We start from the raw sequence: 13,116 nt of genomic DNA, 5'->3' as shown, positions 1-13,116 counted from the left end.
GTAATCCGACCTCCCCGATCGGTGTGACGGGTCTCCCCCCGGTGCGAGAATGTCTGCATGCTCACCTTCCTGGAGACTGAACGACTTCTGCTCCGGCAGTTCACCCCCGACGATGCGGAGCTACTCGTGGAACTGGACAGCGATCCGCGCGTGATGCGGTACATCACCGGCGGTATCCCCACCCCCCGGGGCGAGATAGAAGGCGATTTCCTCCCGGCATTCCTCGACTACTACCAGCGCTTTCCCGGCTACGGGTTCTGGGCCGCGATCGAGAAGACGACCGGGGAATTCCTCGRCTGGTTCCACTTCCGGCCAGGCCCCGACGATCCACAAGATCAGCCGGAACTGGGCTACCGGTTGCGCCACGCGGCCTGGGGAAAGGGGCACGCGACGGAGGGATCGCGGGCGCTGATCGCCAAGGGGTTCACCGAGTTCGGGGTGCAACGGGTTGTAGCCTCGACCATGGCAGTCAACACGGCCTCCCGAAGGGTGATGGAGAAATCCGGGATGCGCCTCGTACGGGCCTTCGTCGCGGACTGGCCGGTGTCCGTTCCGGGCGAAGAGCGCGGCGACGTCGAGTACGCGATCACCCGAGATGAATGGGAGACTGACGATTCCCGCCTTCGTCCCCAGTGACCCGCCCGTATCCGCGCGCGGCCAAGGTTGCCCTTCAGCAGCTTCAGTGCCCCCCGCGCGGAAACCAGTTCGAAGGCTTCGATGCTTCCGTCGCGGTCCTCGCCAGCCAGGCATGCGCACAACTGCGTGAGTTCATCCAATCCCAGCTGCTGCACGGCGTAAGCGGCCGCAGCGGTGACGATGCCGCTCTCCGGGCTGGACTCGCCTCATCGATGCTGGTCGGTATCGTCACCAGCAGGCGGATCATCGGTGTGCCTGTGTTGGTCGACGCGGACATAGAGAAGCTGGTGGCGACCGTGGCTCCGGCGATCCAACAGATCCTGGTTGGCGCACCCTCCCAGACCGGCAGGATCGGGAAGGGCACCGGCGCGTGACTGCCATTGAAAGTCATGTCACATAGGACTCGTGGGCTGCATGAACTCGCGTCAGCTGAAATAGGCAGGTAGGTGCCCAGCCACCAGCAGCGGCATAAGGTGCATACGGGTATGGACAATGTCCACGCTATCTTTGGCCGGACAAAGGTCCGCCAGCCCCTCCCGGCCACACGCCAATTCGAAGTCATGGTGTCCTGACTGCGCTGACCCTACACCGCCGGGGAGTACGCGGACCTCCGCATCCTCCCGGAAAACCTGACAGCGACCGATCAACGTTGAAGCCCGGATGAGACTCACGCACACGGGCAAGCGCCCCGCAGGCGCGGCACTGGTCCCGTTCCTCTGCGGCTTCCCACCGGCTGTCACCATCACCGATCAGGACCCCTATGCGGAGATTGCATGTTTCCTGAAGATCCATCACGGGAATGTGGCCCGAATATTCAAATGAACGCGCGCACCTAACGGTTCACTTGACAATATTTCTGAGTCAACTCAAAATTGAGTAGGCTCATGTTTAACCAACCGTACGTCATAGAGGAGCAGCACGCCATGAGGGCATTCGTCGTCACCAAGTACAAGGAGCCGCTTCGCGCAGCAGACGTCCCGGAGCCGACGGTCGGCGATCGCGATGTGCTGGTCCAGGTCCAGGCAGCTGGCCTCAACCAATTGGACGAAAAGATCCGCCTGGGTGAGTTCAAGCAGATCCTCCCGTACAAGCTCCAGCTGATCCTTGGCAACGATGTCGCCGGCACAGTCATCCGTGTCGGGGCGAAGGTGCGCGGCTTCAAACCCGGTGACGAGGTCTACGCCCGCCCCGACAAAGACCGCATCGGCACGTTCGCCGAGCGCATCGCCATCACCGAGGCCGATCTGGCACTGAAACCCGCATCTATCAGCATGGAGGAGGCCGGCTCACTACCGCTGGTTGCACTTACGGCGTGGCAGGCCCTCGTTGAGCAAGGCAACGTACGTCCGGGGCAGAAGGTCCTCATCCACGCCGGAGCCGGCGGGGTCGGGTCGATCGCGATCCAACTCGCCAAGCACCTCGGCGCCACCGTCGCGACCACCGCCAGTGCCTCCAACGCCGACTTCGTGCGCGATCTCGGCGCGGACACTGTGATCGACTACCGTACGCAGGACTTCGAACAGCTCCTCACCGGGTACGATCTGGTGCTCGACAGCCTCGGCGGGGAGAACCTCGTCAAGTCACTGCGCATCCTCAAGCCCGGCGGGAAGGCGATCGGAATCGCCGGCCCGCCGGACCCGGCGTTCGCACGCAAGGCCGGCCTGAACCCTGTGCTGCGCCTGGCCATCGCGGGGCTCAGCAGCCGGATCCGGCGGCAGGCGAAGAAGCTCGGCGTCAGCTACGAGTTCCTCTTCATGCATGCCAGCGGCGACCAGCTGCGCCAGATCACCGCCCTGGTTGACGACGGCGTGCTGCGCCCGGTCGTTGTACGGGTCTTCGACTTCGCCCAGACCCCACAGGCGCTCGAGTCGCTGGCCAAGGGTGGCCTCCGCGGCAAAGCCGTCGTCGCACTTCCCTCCTGAGCCGCCGGCAGCCATTCACCTCACAGACCACCCAGGAGGACTACCAGCATGAGCAGCTTTGACACCCCGAACGGCTCTGTCGTCACCTCGTACGCGAAGGCCGCCACACGCTCCATCACTTCAGGTGGCATCACCTACGCCTACCGCGAGCTGGGGCCCAAGACCGGCATCCCCGTCGTGTTCTTCGTGCACCTTGCCGCGACCCTGGACAACTGGGACCCGCGCATCATCGAGCCCATCGCGAAGAACCGCCACGTCATCACCTTCGACCAGCGCGGTGTCGGAGCCTCCACCGGGCAGGTTCCGGACAGCATCGAGGCGATGGCCGACGACGCCTACACCTTCATCAAGGCCCTCGGGTTCGACCAGGTCGACGTCTTCTCCTTCTCAATGGGCGGCATGATCGCCCAGGACCTGGTCCTCAAGCATCCCGACCTCGTCCGCAAGCTCGTGCTGGCTGGTACCGGGCCGCGGGGCGGCAAGGACATCGACAAGGTCGTCGGCACCACCTACTGGGACGTCCTCCGCGCGACCCTGACGCGCTCGGACCCGAAGGAGTTCCTGTTCTTCAACCGCGACGCGACCGGCAAGCCGGCCGCGAAGGCGTTCATCAGGCGCTTGCAGGAGCGCACTGTCGACCGCGACAAGCCGATCAGCACCAAAGCCTTCCAGACTCAGCTGAAGGCAATCCGGAAGTTCGGCCGCTCCGCGCCGTCGGACCTGTCAAGGCTCACCCACCCCACCCTCATCGCCAACGGCGACAACGACCGCATGGTGCCGTCGGTCCTGTCCGGGGACCTGCACCGGCGCATCAAGGGATCCGAGCTGATCATCTACCCCGATTCGGGCCACGGCGGAATCTTCCAGTTCCACGACAGGTTCTCCCCCGTCGCCGTGGAATTCCTCGCCCACTGACCAGCACGTACCTGACAAGATCCCGCTAACAGAGCAGAGAGTCACTGTGGCTGTGCCCGTCCGTGAATACGGGCGGGCACAGCCATTGGCGTGGCGCCCCGTCGCGCTGGCCAGCTCGAACAGGACACCCACAAACGCGTCAGCAGAGTGATCAAAAGTATCGCCACCCGTGACGCGGCCCCTGGCTAGTGACTCCCCCGGAGTGTCAGGCCAACCCCGGATCCTCCGCTATTCAGACACTCCCTGCGGCGGGAGTGGTGCCACCGCGCTCACTTTTGGTGAACGCGGTGGCACCGGTTGTTCCCTTATGCGTTCGTCGCCGCCAACTGCGGGTAGACCGCTTCGAGCGGTGCGCTGAGTCCGGCCTTGAGCTGGACAGACGTGTCGTCGGCGAGGACCTCGTACTGCCCTGCCTCGGTGGCGTCGAACACGGTGCGCACCAGCACGGCCGGGTCGAGCTTCGGGTCGGTGGCATGCGCGGCCATCGCGGTGTCGACGTATGCGACATGGACGCCGACGACGTGCACGCCGGCGGGGGCGAGTTCGAGGCGGAGGGAGTTAGTCGCGGACCAGAGGGCGGCTTTGGTCGCGCTGTAGATGCCGGCGACGGCGTACCAGCTCAGGGCCGAGTGGATGTCGATGATCATCGCTCCGTCCTTCACCGACAAGACCGGGGCGAACGCGCGGGCGACGAAGAGGGGCCCGAGAAAGTTCGTCTCGACGTTCCTGCGGATCTCCTCGTCCGTGTGGGTGAGGATCCCGGCACTGGAGACCGACGCGCCGGCGTTGTTGATCAGCACGGTCACATCCGGTGCCGCCTCGACCGCCGCCTGGATGGAGGCGGAGTCGGTGACGTCCAAGGCGAGCGGAACGATGCGCTCGTCGTTCCAAGTGCGGGGGGTGCGGGCGGAGGCATAAACCTTTGCAGCTCCCCGGGCGAGTGCTTCGTGCACGAACTGCGTGCCGATTCCGCCGTTGGCTCCGGTGACGAGGACGACTGCTCCGTTGAGTGAGGGCATGGCTGTTTCTTCTTTCTGATCGGTACGGGGTAGGTAAAGTCGGTGGCGTGCGACCTGCGGCAGACGATTAGGCGTGCGCCAAGGCCGGATAGTCGGTGTACCCGGCCGCGCCGCCGCCATACAGGGTTGCCGGGTCCACCTCGTTCAGTGGCGCACCGGTGCGCAGGCGCTTAACAATGTCGGGGTTCGCCAGGGCGAAGCGGCCCAGCGGCGCGATGTCCGCGAGCCCGGCGTTGATGTCGTCGGCAATCTGCTCGCGGTCGCGCCCATAGCGGACGACGAGGATGGCCGCAGGCCACGCGTCGCGGAAGGACCGCAGCAGTTCGTCGTCACCGAGGTGGTGTACGTGCAGGTACGCAAGGTCCAGTGTGGCGAGTTCGCCGACCAGGTGGCGGTACTGTGTCCGGACGTCGGCGGGGTCCCCTTCATTGATTCCGCCCAGCGGGAACGCCGGTGAGATGCGGATGCCGGTCCGGTCTGCCCCGATCTCCTCGGCCACCGCGCGGGCGACCGCGACGACGAACCGGGACCGGTTCTCCACGGATCCGCCGTATTCGTCCGTGCGGTGGTTCGAGTTTGGCGAGAGGAACTGGTGGAGCAGGTACCCGTTTGCGCTGTGGATCTCCACGCCGTCCGCTCCCGCTGCGATAGCGGAGGCTGCGGCGTGGCGGAACCCGGCGATGGTGGCCTGGATGTCTTCGGCAGTCAGCTCACGCGGCACCGGCGTCTTCTGCGGGCCCGTTGGAGTGAACATGTCCTGCTCGGACGAGATCGCCGACGGGCCCACGGGCTGACGGTGGTGCGGGGTGTTATCCGGGTGCGACATCCGGCCGACGTGCATCAGTTGGATGAACAGGGCCCCGCCGCGTGCATGCACCGTGTCGGCGATCTTTCGCCATCCCTCGATGTGTTCAGGAGTGTAGATGCCGGGGGTGTTCAGATAGCCCTGGCCATCCTCGGACGGCTGCGTGCCCTCGGTGATGATCAGCCCGAGCGAGGCGCGTTGGCCGTAGTACTCCGCGGCCAGTTCCCCGGGGGTGCCATCAGGGTTTGCGCGGCTCCGGGTCAGCGGGGCCAGCGCGAGCCGGTGCGGCAGCTCCACATTGCCGAGGGTGAAGGGTTGCCAGAGGGAGGAAGTCATGTGTGCGGTCCTTTGCGTCGCGGGGTAATAGCGCCACCACTCTGCCGGGGCGGAACACTGGGGTTCGGCCCTTGCGTGGGAGAATGAACGAAGGAACATTCGAACCCACACAGTAGTGACTACACTCATAACTGAGTGCAGTCAGAATCTATTCCGGAGGATCCATTACCATGTCTCTCGCCTCCCAGCCGGTCGGACGRCGCGAGCGGAACAAGCAGCAGAAGCTGGACCGCATCACGGCCGCGGCAAGCGAACTGCTGGCCGAGCACGGCATCGAGGATGTCACGACCCAGCAGATTGCCGACAAGGCGGACATAGGCACCGGGACCCTGTTCCTTTACGCGAAGACCAAAGGCGAACTCCTCCTCCTCGTGCAGAACGCACACTACGCCGAAGCGCTTCAGCAAGGTCGGGTTGATGCCGAAACCACCCCGGATACCCTCGATGCGGTGCTGGCAATCGTACGGCCGATCGTGGAATGCAACCGCGTCCAGGTCGACAACGGACGCACGTACCTGCGGGAAATGGTCTTCGGTGATCCCGCGGAGCCCCGTCACGCTGAGGCCCTCTCCATCGTCGCGCAGACCGAGGAGGCCATCGCTGCCGTCCTGGGCAGGCAGGAGCTGCCTCGTGCGCAGGATGCCGCTACGACGGCCCGCATCGTCACCGCCATCATGTTCCTCAGCATGGCAGCGACCGTGAACGCCGCATTGAGCATCGACGAGATCGTTCAGGACATCCGGACCCAGGTCGGCGTACTGCTGTCTCGCTGACACAATCAAGTGCTCGCACTAACGCCCGGTGTCCACCAATTGCCTGGGGTCGTGGATCGGCAGAAGAACGGCCACCGCTACTGTACTGAATGCGCAGCCTGACTCCCTCACCAGACGAGGGGGCACCGTGCGGTCCCAGGCAAAGGATTTTGAACGCCGGACTTCAAGTTAGGCGTTCCCCTCAGCCCCGCAAACCCGCCGGATCTTCTGTGTGCTGGAGCCGGGAGCGCGGTTCGCCGCATTCCGGGTTTTTAAGTCCTCCCGGGCAGCAGGTGGGGTCCCATCCGATCGGTCCGGGTCGCCATGAGTGCGTCGGTAAGCCGCCGGACGTCCCTTGCCCGCACTTCGTCTGTGGGTGGCACGGTGCAGGACTCGCTGGTGCAGGTCAGCAGCGCTGCCGTGACCTCCGCGATCAGAGCCGGGGATGGGCTAAACCGGTATCCGCCGTCGGCAGGGTCGTTAGAAGAATTCAGCGCCCTGGTGATGAACACGGCGGCCTGCGTCCTGCTCGCCATGCCGAGTTTCCTCAGAATGGTTGAGGTCAGATTCTTCACGGTCTTTTCCGCCAGCGACATTTCCTGGCTGATCTGGCGGTTGGTCAGCCCTCTCCCCAGTCGGATGGCGGTATTCATTTCCTGTCTCGTAAGGGTCAGAAGTCTCCTATCCAGGGACTGGGTTGCGGGCCCGACGAGCGGGGTAACGAGCGCGGTCCGGAACCGGCCGCTGTACGCGGTGTGCCCGGCCAGGGCACGGCGGATGAGCCTGAGCTGTTCGCAGCTGCCGTCCTGTTTGGACAGGCACCCCCATGCGCCGGCCAGAATCGAGTCGATCAGCACGGCTTCGTTGGCATCTCCGGTCATCAGGAGGCACCGGATGGTCGGGTCCGCCGCAGCGATGGCCCGGCACACGTCGGCACCTGAACCGTCGGGGAGATCATCGTCAAGGATGACCAGCTCCGGGCGGAGGGCAGGGATTCGCCGGAACGCCCGGTGCGCGGATCCTGATTCTCCGGCGATGCTGAGACCTTCGGACTCCAGCAGATGGCGCAGGCCCCGTCTCACGACCTCGTGGTCGTCCAGCAGATAGACGCCCCGGCCGGCCAAAGGGGGCGGCGGGTGGATTTCCGGTTCAGCCATCATCGCCATTACGTTCCTTCGCTTTTAAGGCACCGAAGGCGTGCTGGATGATCCCGTCCGGTCCCCATCCAGCGTGCATCCATGCGCACACTGCCCGACGGGCCCCACACTAAACCGATAGGGCCGACCCAACAAGGGCCCGCGGGGGTGGATCCGTGGCTTTTCTGAACGTGTTCTGCAGACAACCGGTGTCGTAACTTCAGACCGCCACTAGAGCTCCGTCGGGGAGTATGGCCCAGAGCACGCTCGGGCGGCGTCGGGCGCTCTTGGACGCTGCGCGCTTCTCCGATGGCGCTCATGATCCCGTGGTTCGAACGTGTCGGCCGAGGATTTCGGCGCGTTTCCTGACCGCGCTAACGTAATCGGTGAAAGCCTGCTGCGTGTCGGACGCAAACTCCCGGAGCAGCAGCCCGCAAAGCGGGCCAGTGAACTCTTCTCTTACGAGCAGGTGCGTCATGCCGCCCAGCGGTTCAAGCGTGAAGGTGCGCACCCCGGTGAGCAGGCCCAGAGGCAGGCCCTGGGTCCAGGTCATCACCTCGCCGGGCATCTGCTGGACGCGCAGCCGGAAGGTGCGCTCCCCTCCGGTGTGGGTTCGGATTCTGATGGTGCCACCGTTGCGCAACTCGCCCCTGATGTGCGTGATGCCGGATTCCCAGACGGTGAAGTTCCGTGCATCGGTGATGACGTCCCAGACGGTGGAGCTTCGGGCTTTGATCAGTGTCTCGGCACCGACCGAGTGCCTGGCCATGCTGTGACCCTGGCCGAGAGGGCGCCGGGTTGTGGGCACCTGGTCTGTAGACATCAGCCCGCAACCCAAGGCATTGGCCGCGGGACCGGACTGCCGACGCGACCAGCCAGGCACCGGCAGGCTCCACGGCCGATAGCGCCGGCAAGGGACAGCGCCGCGTTCTGGACGGCCATGACACCGCAGCCCTCCGCGGCCGGCAGATCGTGCATCACCAGCACGACGCTCCCTACTGATTCTTCAGACAAGGGGTTCTCCTTTTCTAAACGGAGTGACAGCCGGATAGTAGCCCGGCTTCCTGTGGGCAGCCAGAGAGTCCACTGATCGGGTTATGCCTCGCAGCCTCGGCCGGTCCGAACCGCCTGYGGGAACGCCCTCGACGGCTGGCAACCGGCCACCGTGCCGCCCAATGGCATGGAGCGACAGTCTGGAGGTTGCGCAGAAGGACACCGCACCCTGGTCGAGGACTAAGACACCACCTCGTCCATGGTCATTGCATCTGCTGCCACGCGGTGCTGGGTCGATGGCGCTCTCAGACCAGAGCCTTGGTCTTGATTCTTTCGAATTCATCAGCGCTGATTGTTCCGGAGTCCCGAAGAGCCGTGGCTTTGGAGATCTCGTCGCTCGGACTCGGTGCAGCGACGCTGCGGATGTAAGCATCCGAGGCCTCCCGGTTCTCCTGGGCCCGTGCCATGGACCGCTCCGTCATGCCCTTACCGCGGGCAATCACGTAGACCAGCACACCCAACAAGGGCACGAAGACCAGGAAGAGGATCCAGACGGCTTTCCACCAACCGCTCAGCATGTCGTCGCGGAACAAGTCGCCGATGACGGCGAACAACGCCCAGAGGAAGGCGATGAACGCGTATACGAGGAAGAACCACCAGAAAATATCCCAAAAGTTTTCCCAGAAACTCATGTCAACTTCCCTGCTTTCTGTAGGAGCGGAGTGGGTCGGGAATGCAGCCGGGCAGGACTGAGGCTAGCTGCAGACCTGCCCGGAGGGGCCTTGAGGTCAGCATTTAGTCGCCGTTTGGAGGTCACTGACCGCGGCCTGGACGTTGGCGGCGTCGTCCCGCAGGGAGGCGGCCGCCTGAGTAAGGGTGGCATCATCCGGGACGGCTCTGACGGCTGCGTCGAACTTGTTTTCGGCCGTCTTAACTGCGTCCATTTCGTCTTTGGCTACATCCTGGCTGGCCTTGACCAGGTCGTCGTAGGTCTTCGCGACCTGTTCCCGTGCCGATTTGATCTGTTCTATCGTGGCACCAGGTTTGAGTGTCTGTTTGAAATTTGTCAGGGATCCGGCGAAGGCACTGGCAGCAGCGCAGGCCTGCGAAACGTTCTTCTCCGCTCTGGCGCTGCTGACACTGGTGCCGGGGCTGGACGTGCCGCAACCCGTGAGCAGTACGATGGCTGCCCCGGCTGCGATCGATCCGGCGAGGATCGGGTGTGGTCTGGACACTGGAGGCCCCTTTCCGAAATGGAATGCGGCAGGGAACCCTGCCGCACGCAAGTCCGACCATTGTCTACCCGTAACGCGGGCGTGGGCCTCATCCGGGGAAGGTGATACGTAGCGGCAGAACCACGAGTTCACCGGACTCGAGATTGCCTCCACTACCAACCGGATTGAAGGCGGCACGAACGCCCAACTCAGACTGATGCTCCACAGCCACCGGGGCATGAGCGAAGAGCACCAAAAGCGAGCCATCCCGAGGTAGGACTCGAACTGCATTCCCTCCATTTCGTCCCGGCAGCTGAGCACCAGTCCCGGAGTCACCGCCACGGGGCAGGTGCCGGGAGATCCGACGGCACCGGAGGGCTAGGACTCATGGCGCAGACTAACGGAGAAGCAGGTCCCAGCCGTCGGGTCTGGTTAGGGTGGAGGATGACCGGAGAACCGAACACCTGGCACGACAAGCACAAGGCTTCCCTCACCCGCGGGCAGCAGGCCGCGGACTTCATGCGAAACGGGATGGGGAGCTGGTCTTTCGTGGGAGGTTTCATCGCCTTCATGCTGGTCTGGGCCGCCGTAAACACCTGGGCGCTGGCGACCCATGCCTGGGATCCGTACCCCTACATCCTTCTTAACCTCTTTCTGTCCATGCTGGCCGGTCTGCAAGGAGCAATTCTGCTCATCGCCGCCAAACGCCAGGATGCCATCGCAGGGGCCATGGCCCAGCATGACTACACTACGAACCTGAAGTCCAAGGAAGAGATCGATCTCCTGATGGACATTAACCGCCAGCAGTTGGAGATTCTCCGCGAACTTCAGCAACTCACAGAACACGGACCAAACGAAAGCAGCCTTTCAACTAGCGCCCGCCCGGCCTAAAAGATGAACCGATACCGGCAGCCGGGGCCCCCGACGTGCCACACCCCGGGCAGTGACCTGCGGTGCCGTTGTCATGAGTTGTCTGATGGGGCGCTCACAGAGTGCGCCAAGGCAGCGCGCGTGTGGAAATTTCGTTGTTCGACAACCCCGGTTGGCGGGCGGATACTGAAGAACCATGAAGCCTACCCAAAGCGGGTTGCGCATCCAGCTTCTCGGCTCGTTCATCGTGTACGTCAACGGGAACGCCGTCGAGAACAGCCACTGGCGGCTGCAGAAGGCAAAGGCCGTGGTGGCAATGCTGGCGCTGGCGCGTGGTCAGCGTAACCGTCGCGAGCAGGTACTGGACCGCCTGTGGCCTGACATGGAGCCGGTGGCCGCCGCACGGAATCTGCATCAGACCCTGTACGTCGCTCGCCGTGCGCTCGCTAGCGCTGGAGCCGGCAGCGACGGGCTGCTCGCCATCCGCGGTGAAGTGGTCGTGCTGGATGACACTGGCCCGGTCGATGTCGATGTCCTGCAGTTCGAGCGTTCGGCCGTGGCAGCGTTGACTGCAGGTGTCGAGGCCGGCCTGCGCGATGCGGCCGACTTGTACACTGGTGATCTTCTGCCGGAACTGCCGGATGCGGACTGGCTGACGACACGCCGCGATGAGCTCCGGGAAATCCATCGCGAGGTACTGGTGAAACTGGCGTCCACGGTGGCGCAACGCGCACCGGAGGAAGCGTTGGTCATCCTCACCCATGCGCTCGAATCCGATCCCGTTCACGAGGGAGCCGTGCGCGCGCAGATGGTGGTGCTGGCTGGGATGGGCCGGCGGTCGGAAGCATTGGCACGATATGAGCGGCTGGTCGACGAACTCCTCGACGCGTTCGGGACCGACCCGGACACCCGGACGGTGGAACTGTTTCGCGAATTGTTGACCGGCTCGCCGCCCGAGGAACGCCTCCACCAGCCCGCCGGAGTGACCGGCAAAGACGATGCCATCAGCTATCTGCCATCCCCATTGACGAGCTTCATCGGGCGCGAGCGTGAGCTCGTTGACGTCGAGCGGCTGATGGGCCATGCTCGCCTGCTCACCCTCACCGGGGCTGGCGGCAGCGGCAAGACCAGACTGGCCTTGGAGGCCGCGAAGACAGTTCGTCCTGAGTACGTGGACGGAGTCTGGTTCGTTGACCTCGCGGCCGTTGGGGAGTCGCTGCTGGTGGCCGATGCCGTAGCCGAGGTCCTCGGGTTGGATTCCGGCGCGGCACCAAGCCGCGTGCAAGCGCTGGTCGACCAACTGCGGCGACGCTCGCTGCTCCTCGTGCTGGACAACTGCGAACACTTGCTCGCGGCCTGTGCGCAACTCGTCGTCGCGCTACTTGACGGATCCCCTGGGGTTAAAGTGCTGGCCACCAGCCGGGAGCCACTCCATGCCGACGGGGAGTACACCTACCGGGTGCCGTCATTGCCCCTGCCCTCGCCCCTGCCGACTGACGCTCTCGATCTGGCCGTGCTGGGCCGTCTGCCCTCTGTCCGGCTTTTCGTTGAGCGGGCAGCGCAGGTCCGGCCGGGTTTCGCGCTCGACGCCGACAACGCGCAGGGGGTGACAGAGTTGTGCCGACGGCTCGACGGGATGCCGCTGGCCCTCGAATTGGCCGCGGCCAGGACGGCCGTACTCGAACCCGCCGAGATCGTCCAGGGATTGGGCGATGCTTTGTCCATGCTCGGCGGGGGAACCAGCGGCGTCACACGGCACCAGACGCTGCGTGGCACCTTGGAATGGAGCCACGAACTGCTCACCAAACCGGAGCAGGTTCTGCTGCGCCGGCTGTCTGTGTTCGCGGGTGGTTTCACCCTCGACGCTGTGGCAGCAGTCTGCGCTGACGCGCCCCTCCAACAGATCGAACTGCTCGACCTGTTGGCCAAGCTGGTGGACAAGTCTTTGGTGGTCACCGAAAGGAGGGGCGCCGGGACCCGATACCGGCAATTGGAGACGGTCCGCCAGTTTGGCCAAGAGAATCTCGATCATGCAGGTGAGGCGGCTCAACTGGCGGCTGCGCATTGCGCCTACTTCCTTGCCGTCGCCGAATCCCACAATCCCGAACGGGCCACCGGGGTGGTCATCGAACAGCCGAAGTTGCTCGACCGCGAGCACGACAACCTGCGCGCTGCGTTGCGCTGGTCGTGCGCCCACGAGCCCGGGACCGCGCTCCGGCTCGCGGCCAGCCTGTGGCGGTTCTGGTTCCTCCGCGGTCACGCGGTCGAGGGAGCACGTTGGGTGGAGCGTGCCTTGGCGGTGGCTCCCGACTCGACCCGGCCTCGCGCGGCTGCCCTGATCGGCCTGACCGGGCTGGACAGCCGGCAGGGCCGTGGCGATCGGCATCGGGCGCTCGGCGCGGAGGCCCTGGCAATTATGCGGGAGATCGGCAACCCCGACGAGGTGACGATGGCCCGGCTCATTGAGACCTCGCTCGCCTGGAGCACTTTCGACCTGGACGAGGCCGAACAGCTGGCG

At 64.7% G+C, this 13,116-nt stretch carries 15 protein-coding genes; 8 read left to right on the top strand and 7 right to left on the bottom strand.

All coding sequences use genetic code 11. The features are described from left to right. Window positions 1-57: 57 nt before the first annotated feature. The 5 genes from AC1DHX_RS15445 to AC1DHX_RS15425 all read left to right on the top strand — a co-directional run bounded on the left by AC1DHX_RS15445 (window position 58) and on the right by AC1DHX_RS15425 (window position 3,473). Window positions 58-636, top strand: coding sequence for a GNAT family N-acetyltransferase (locus AC1DHX_RS15445; protein WP_476900208.1), 579 nt, complete (start codon window positions 58-60; stop codon window positions 634-636). Further along, entirely contained in the window at window positions 633-1,010 is a 378-nt protein-coding gene (locus AC1DHX_RS15440) for a TetR/AcrR family transcriptional regulator (RefSeq protein WP_476858731.1), read from the top strand. The genes AC1DHX_RS15445 and AC1DHX_RS15440 overlap by 4 nt, the downstream gene beginning before the upstream one ends. Before the next feature lie 286 nt (window positions 1,011-1,296). Continuing rightward, on the top strand, window positions 1,297-1,458 hold the full coding sequence (locus AC1DHX_RS15435) for an acetylxylan esterase (RefSeq protein WP_476858732.1): 162 nt from the start codon (window positions 1,297-1,299) through the stop codon (window positions 1,456-1,458). Window positions 1,459-1,559: 101 nt separating this feature from the next. Then, on the top strand, window positions 1,560-2,558 hold the full coding sequence (locus AC1DHX_RS15430) for an NADP-dependent oxidoreductase (RefSeq protein WP_476858773.1): 999 nt from the start codon (window positions 1,560-1,562) through the stop codon (window positions 2,556-2,558). A gap of 48 nt (window positions 2,559-2,606) precedes the next feature. After that, window positions 2,607-3,473 (top strand): alpha/beta fold hydrolase, encoded by an 867-nt coding sequence (locus AC1DHX_RS15425; protein ID WP_476858733.1) that lies wholly within the window; start codon window positions 2,607-2,609, stop codon window positions 3,471-3,473. Between the two features lie 305 nt (window positions 3,474-3,778). Here AC1DHX_RS15425 and AC1DHX_RS15420 read toward each other — a convergent pair whose 3' ends face one another. Continuing rightward, the gene (locus tag AC1DHX_RS15420; protein WP_476857397.1) at window positions 3,779-4,492 is read right to left on the bottom strand and encodes an SDR family oxidoreductase; all 714 of its coding nucleotides are present in this window, start codon (window positions 4,490-4,492) and stop codon (window positions 3,779-3,781) included. Between the two features lie 67 nt (window positions 4,493-4,559). Continuing rightward, entirely contained in the window at window positions 4,560-5,633 is a 1,074-nt protein-coding gene (locus tag AC1DHX_RS15415; RefSeq protein WP_476857398.1) for an alkene reductase, read from the bottom strand. 170 nt (window positions 5,634-5,803) lie between these two features. Between AC1DHX_RS15415 and AC1DHX_RS15410 the strand changes: the two genes are divergently transcribed. Continuing rightward, the gene (locus AC1DHX_RS15410) at window positions 5,804-6,406 is read left to right on the top strand and encodes a TetR/AcrR family transcriptional regulator (RefSeq protein WP_476858734.1); all 603 of its coding nucleotides are present in this window, start codon (window positions 5,804-5,806) and stop codon (window positions 6,404-6,406) included. A 251-nt stretch (window positions 6,407-6,657) separates the two neighbouring features. On the opposite strand, the gene AC1DHX_RS15405 is transcribed toward AC1DHX_RS15410, so the two are convergent. From AC1DHX_RS15405 to AC1DHX_RS15385, 5 genes are all read right to left on the bottom strand, one after another. Beyond that, a complete protein-coding gene (locus AC1DHX_RS15405; protein WP_476900207.1) occupies window positions 6,658-7,545 on the bottom strand; it encodes a response regulator in 888 nt (295 codons plus the stop codon). A 292-nt stretch (window positions 7,546-7,837) separates the two neighbouring features. Further along, window positions 7,838-8,290, bottom strand: a complete 453-nt coding sequence (locus AC1DHX_RS15400) for an SRPBCC family protein (protein ID WP_476857401.1) — start codon at window positions 8,288-8,290, stop codon at window positions 7,838-7,840. Between the two features lie 53 nt (window positions 8,291-8,343). Beyond that, entirely contained in the window at window positions 8,344-8,535 is a 192-nt protein-coding gene (locus tag AC1DHX_RS15395) for a hypothetical protein (protein WP_476858736.1), read from the bottom strand. A gap of 284 nt (window positions 8,536-8,819) precedes the next feature. Continuing rightward, the gene (locus tag AC1DHX_RS15390; RefSeq protein ID WP_230009371.1) at window positions 8,820-9,206 is read right to left on the bottom strand and encodes an SHOCT domain-containing protein; all 387 of its coding nucleotides are present in this window, start codon (window positions 9,204-9,206) and stop codon (window positions 8,820-8,822) included. A 96-nt stretch (window positions 9,207-9,302) separates the two neighbouring features. Then, window positions 9,303-9,749: a hypothetical protein gene (locus AC1DHX_RS15385; protein WP_476857402.1), complete on the bottom strand. Its 447-nt coding sequence runs from the start codon at window positions 9,747-9,749 to the stop codon at window positions 9,303-9,305. A gap of 423 nt (window positions 9,750-10,172) precedes the next feature. On the opposite strand from AC1DHX_RS15385, the gene AC1DHX_RS15380 reads away from it, so the two are divergent. Together AC1DHX_RS15380 and AC1DHX_RS15375 are read left to right on the top strand one after the other, a co-directional pair. Continuing rightward, a complete protein-coding gene (locus tag AC1DHX_RS15380; protein WP_476858737.1) occupies window positions 10,173-10,619 on the top strand; it encodes a DUF1003 domain-containing protein in 447 nt (148 codons plus the stop codon). Between the two features lie 175 nt (window positions 10,620-10,794). Next, a partial coding sequence (locus tag AC1DHX_RS15375; RefSeq protein ID WP_476900206.1) for a BTAD domain-containing putative transcriptional regulator occupies window positions 10,795-13,116 on the top strand: 2,322 nt, incomplete at its 3' end.

This window comes from Arthrobacter sp. 05N33_2 (assembly GCF_056397425.1).
The sequence above is the reverse complement of the archived record's forward strand: the minus strand, read 5'-3'. Positions and strand labels throughout refer to the sequence as shown.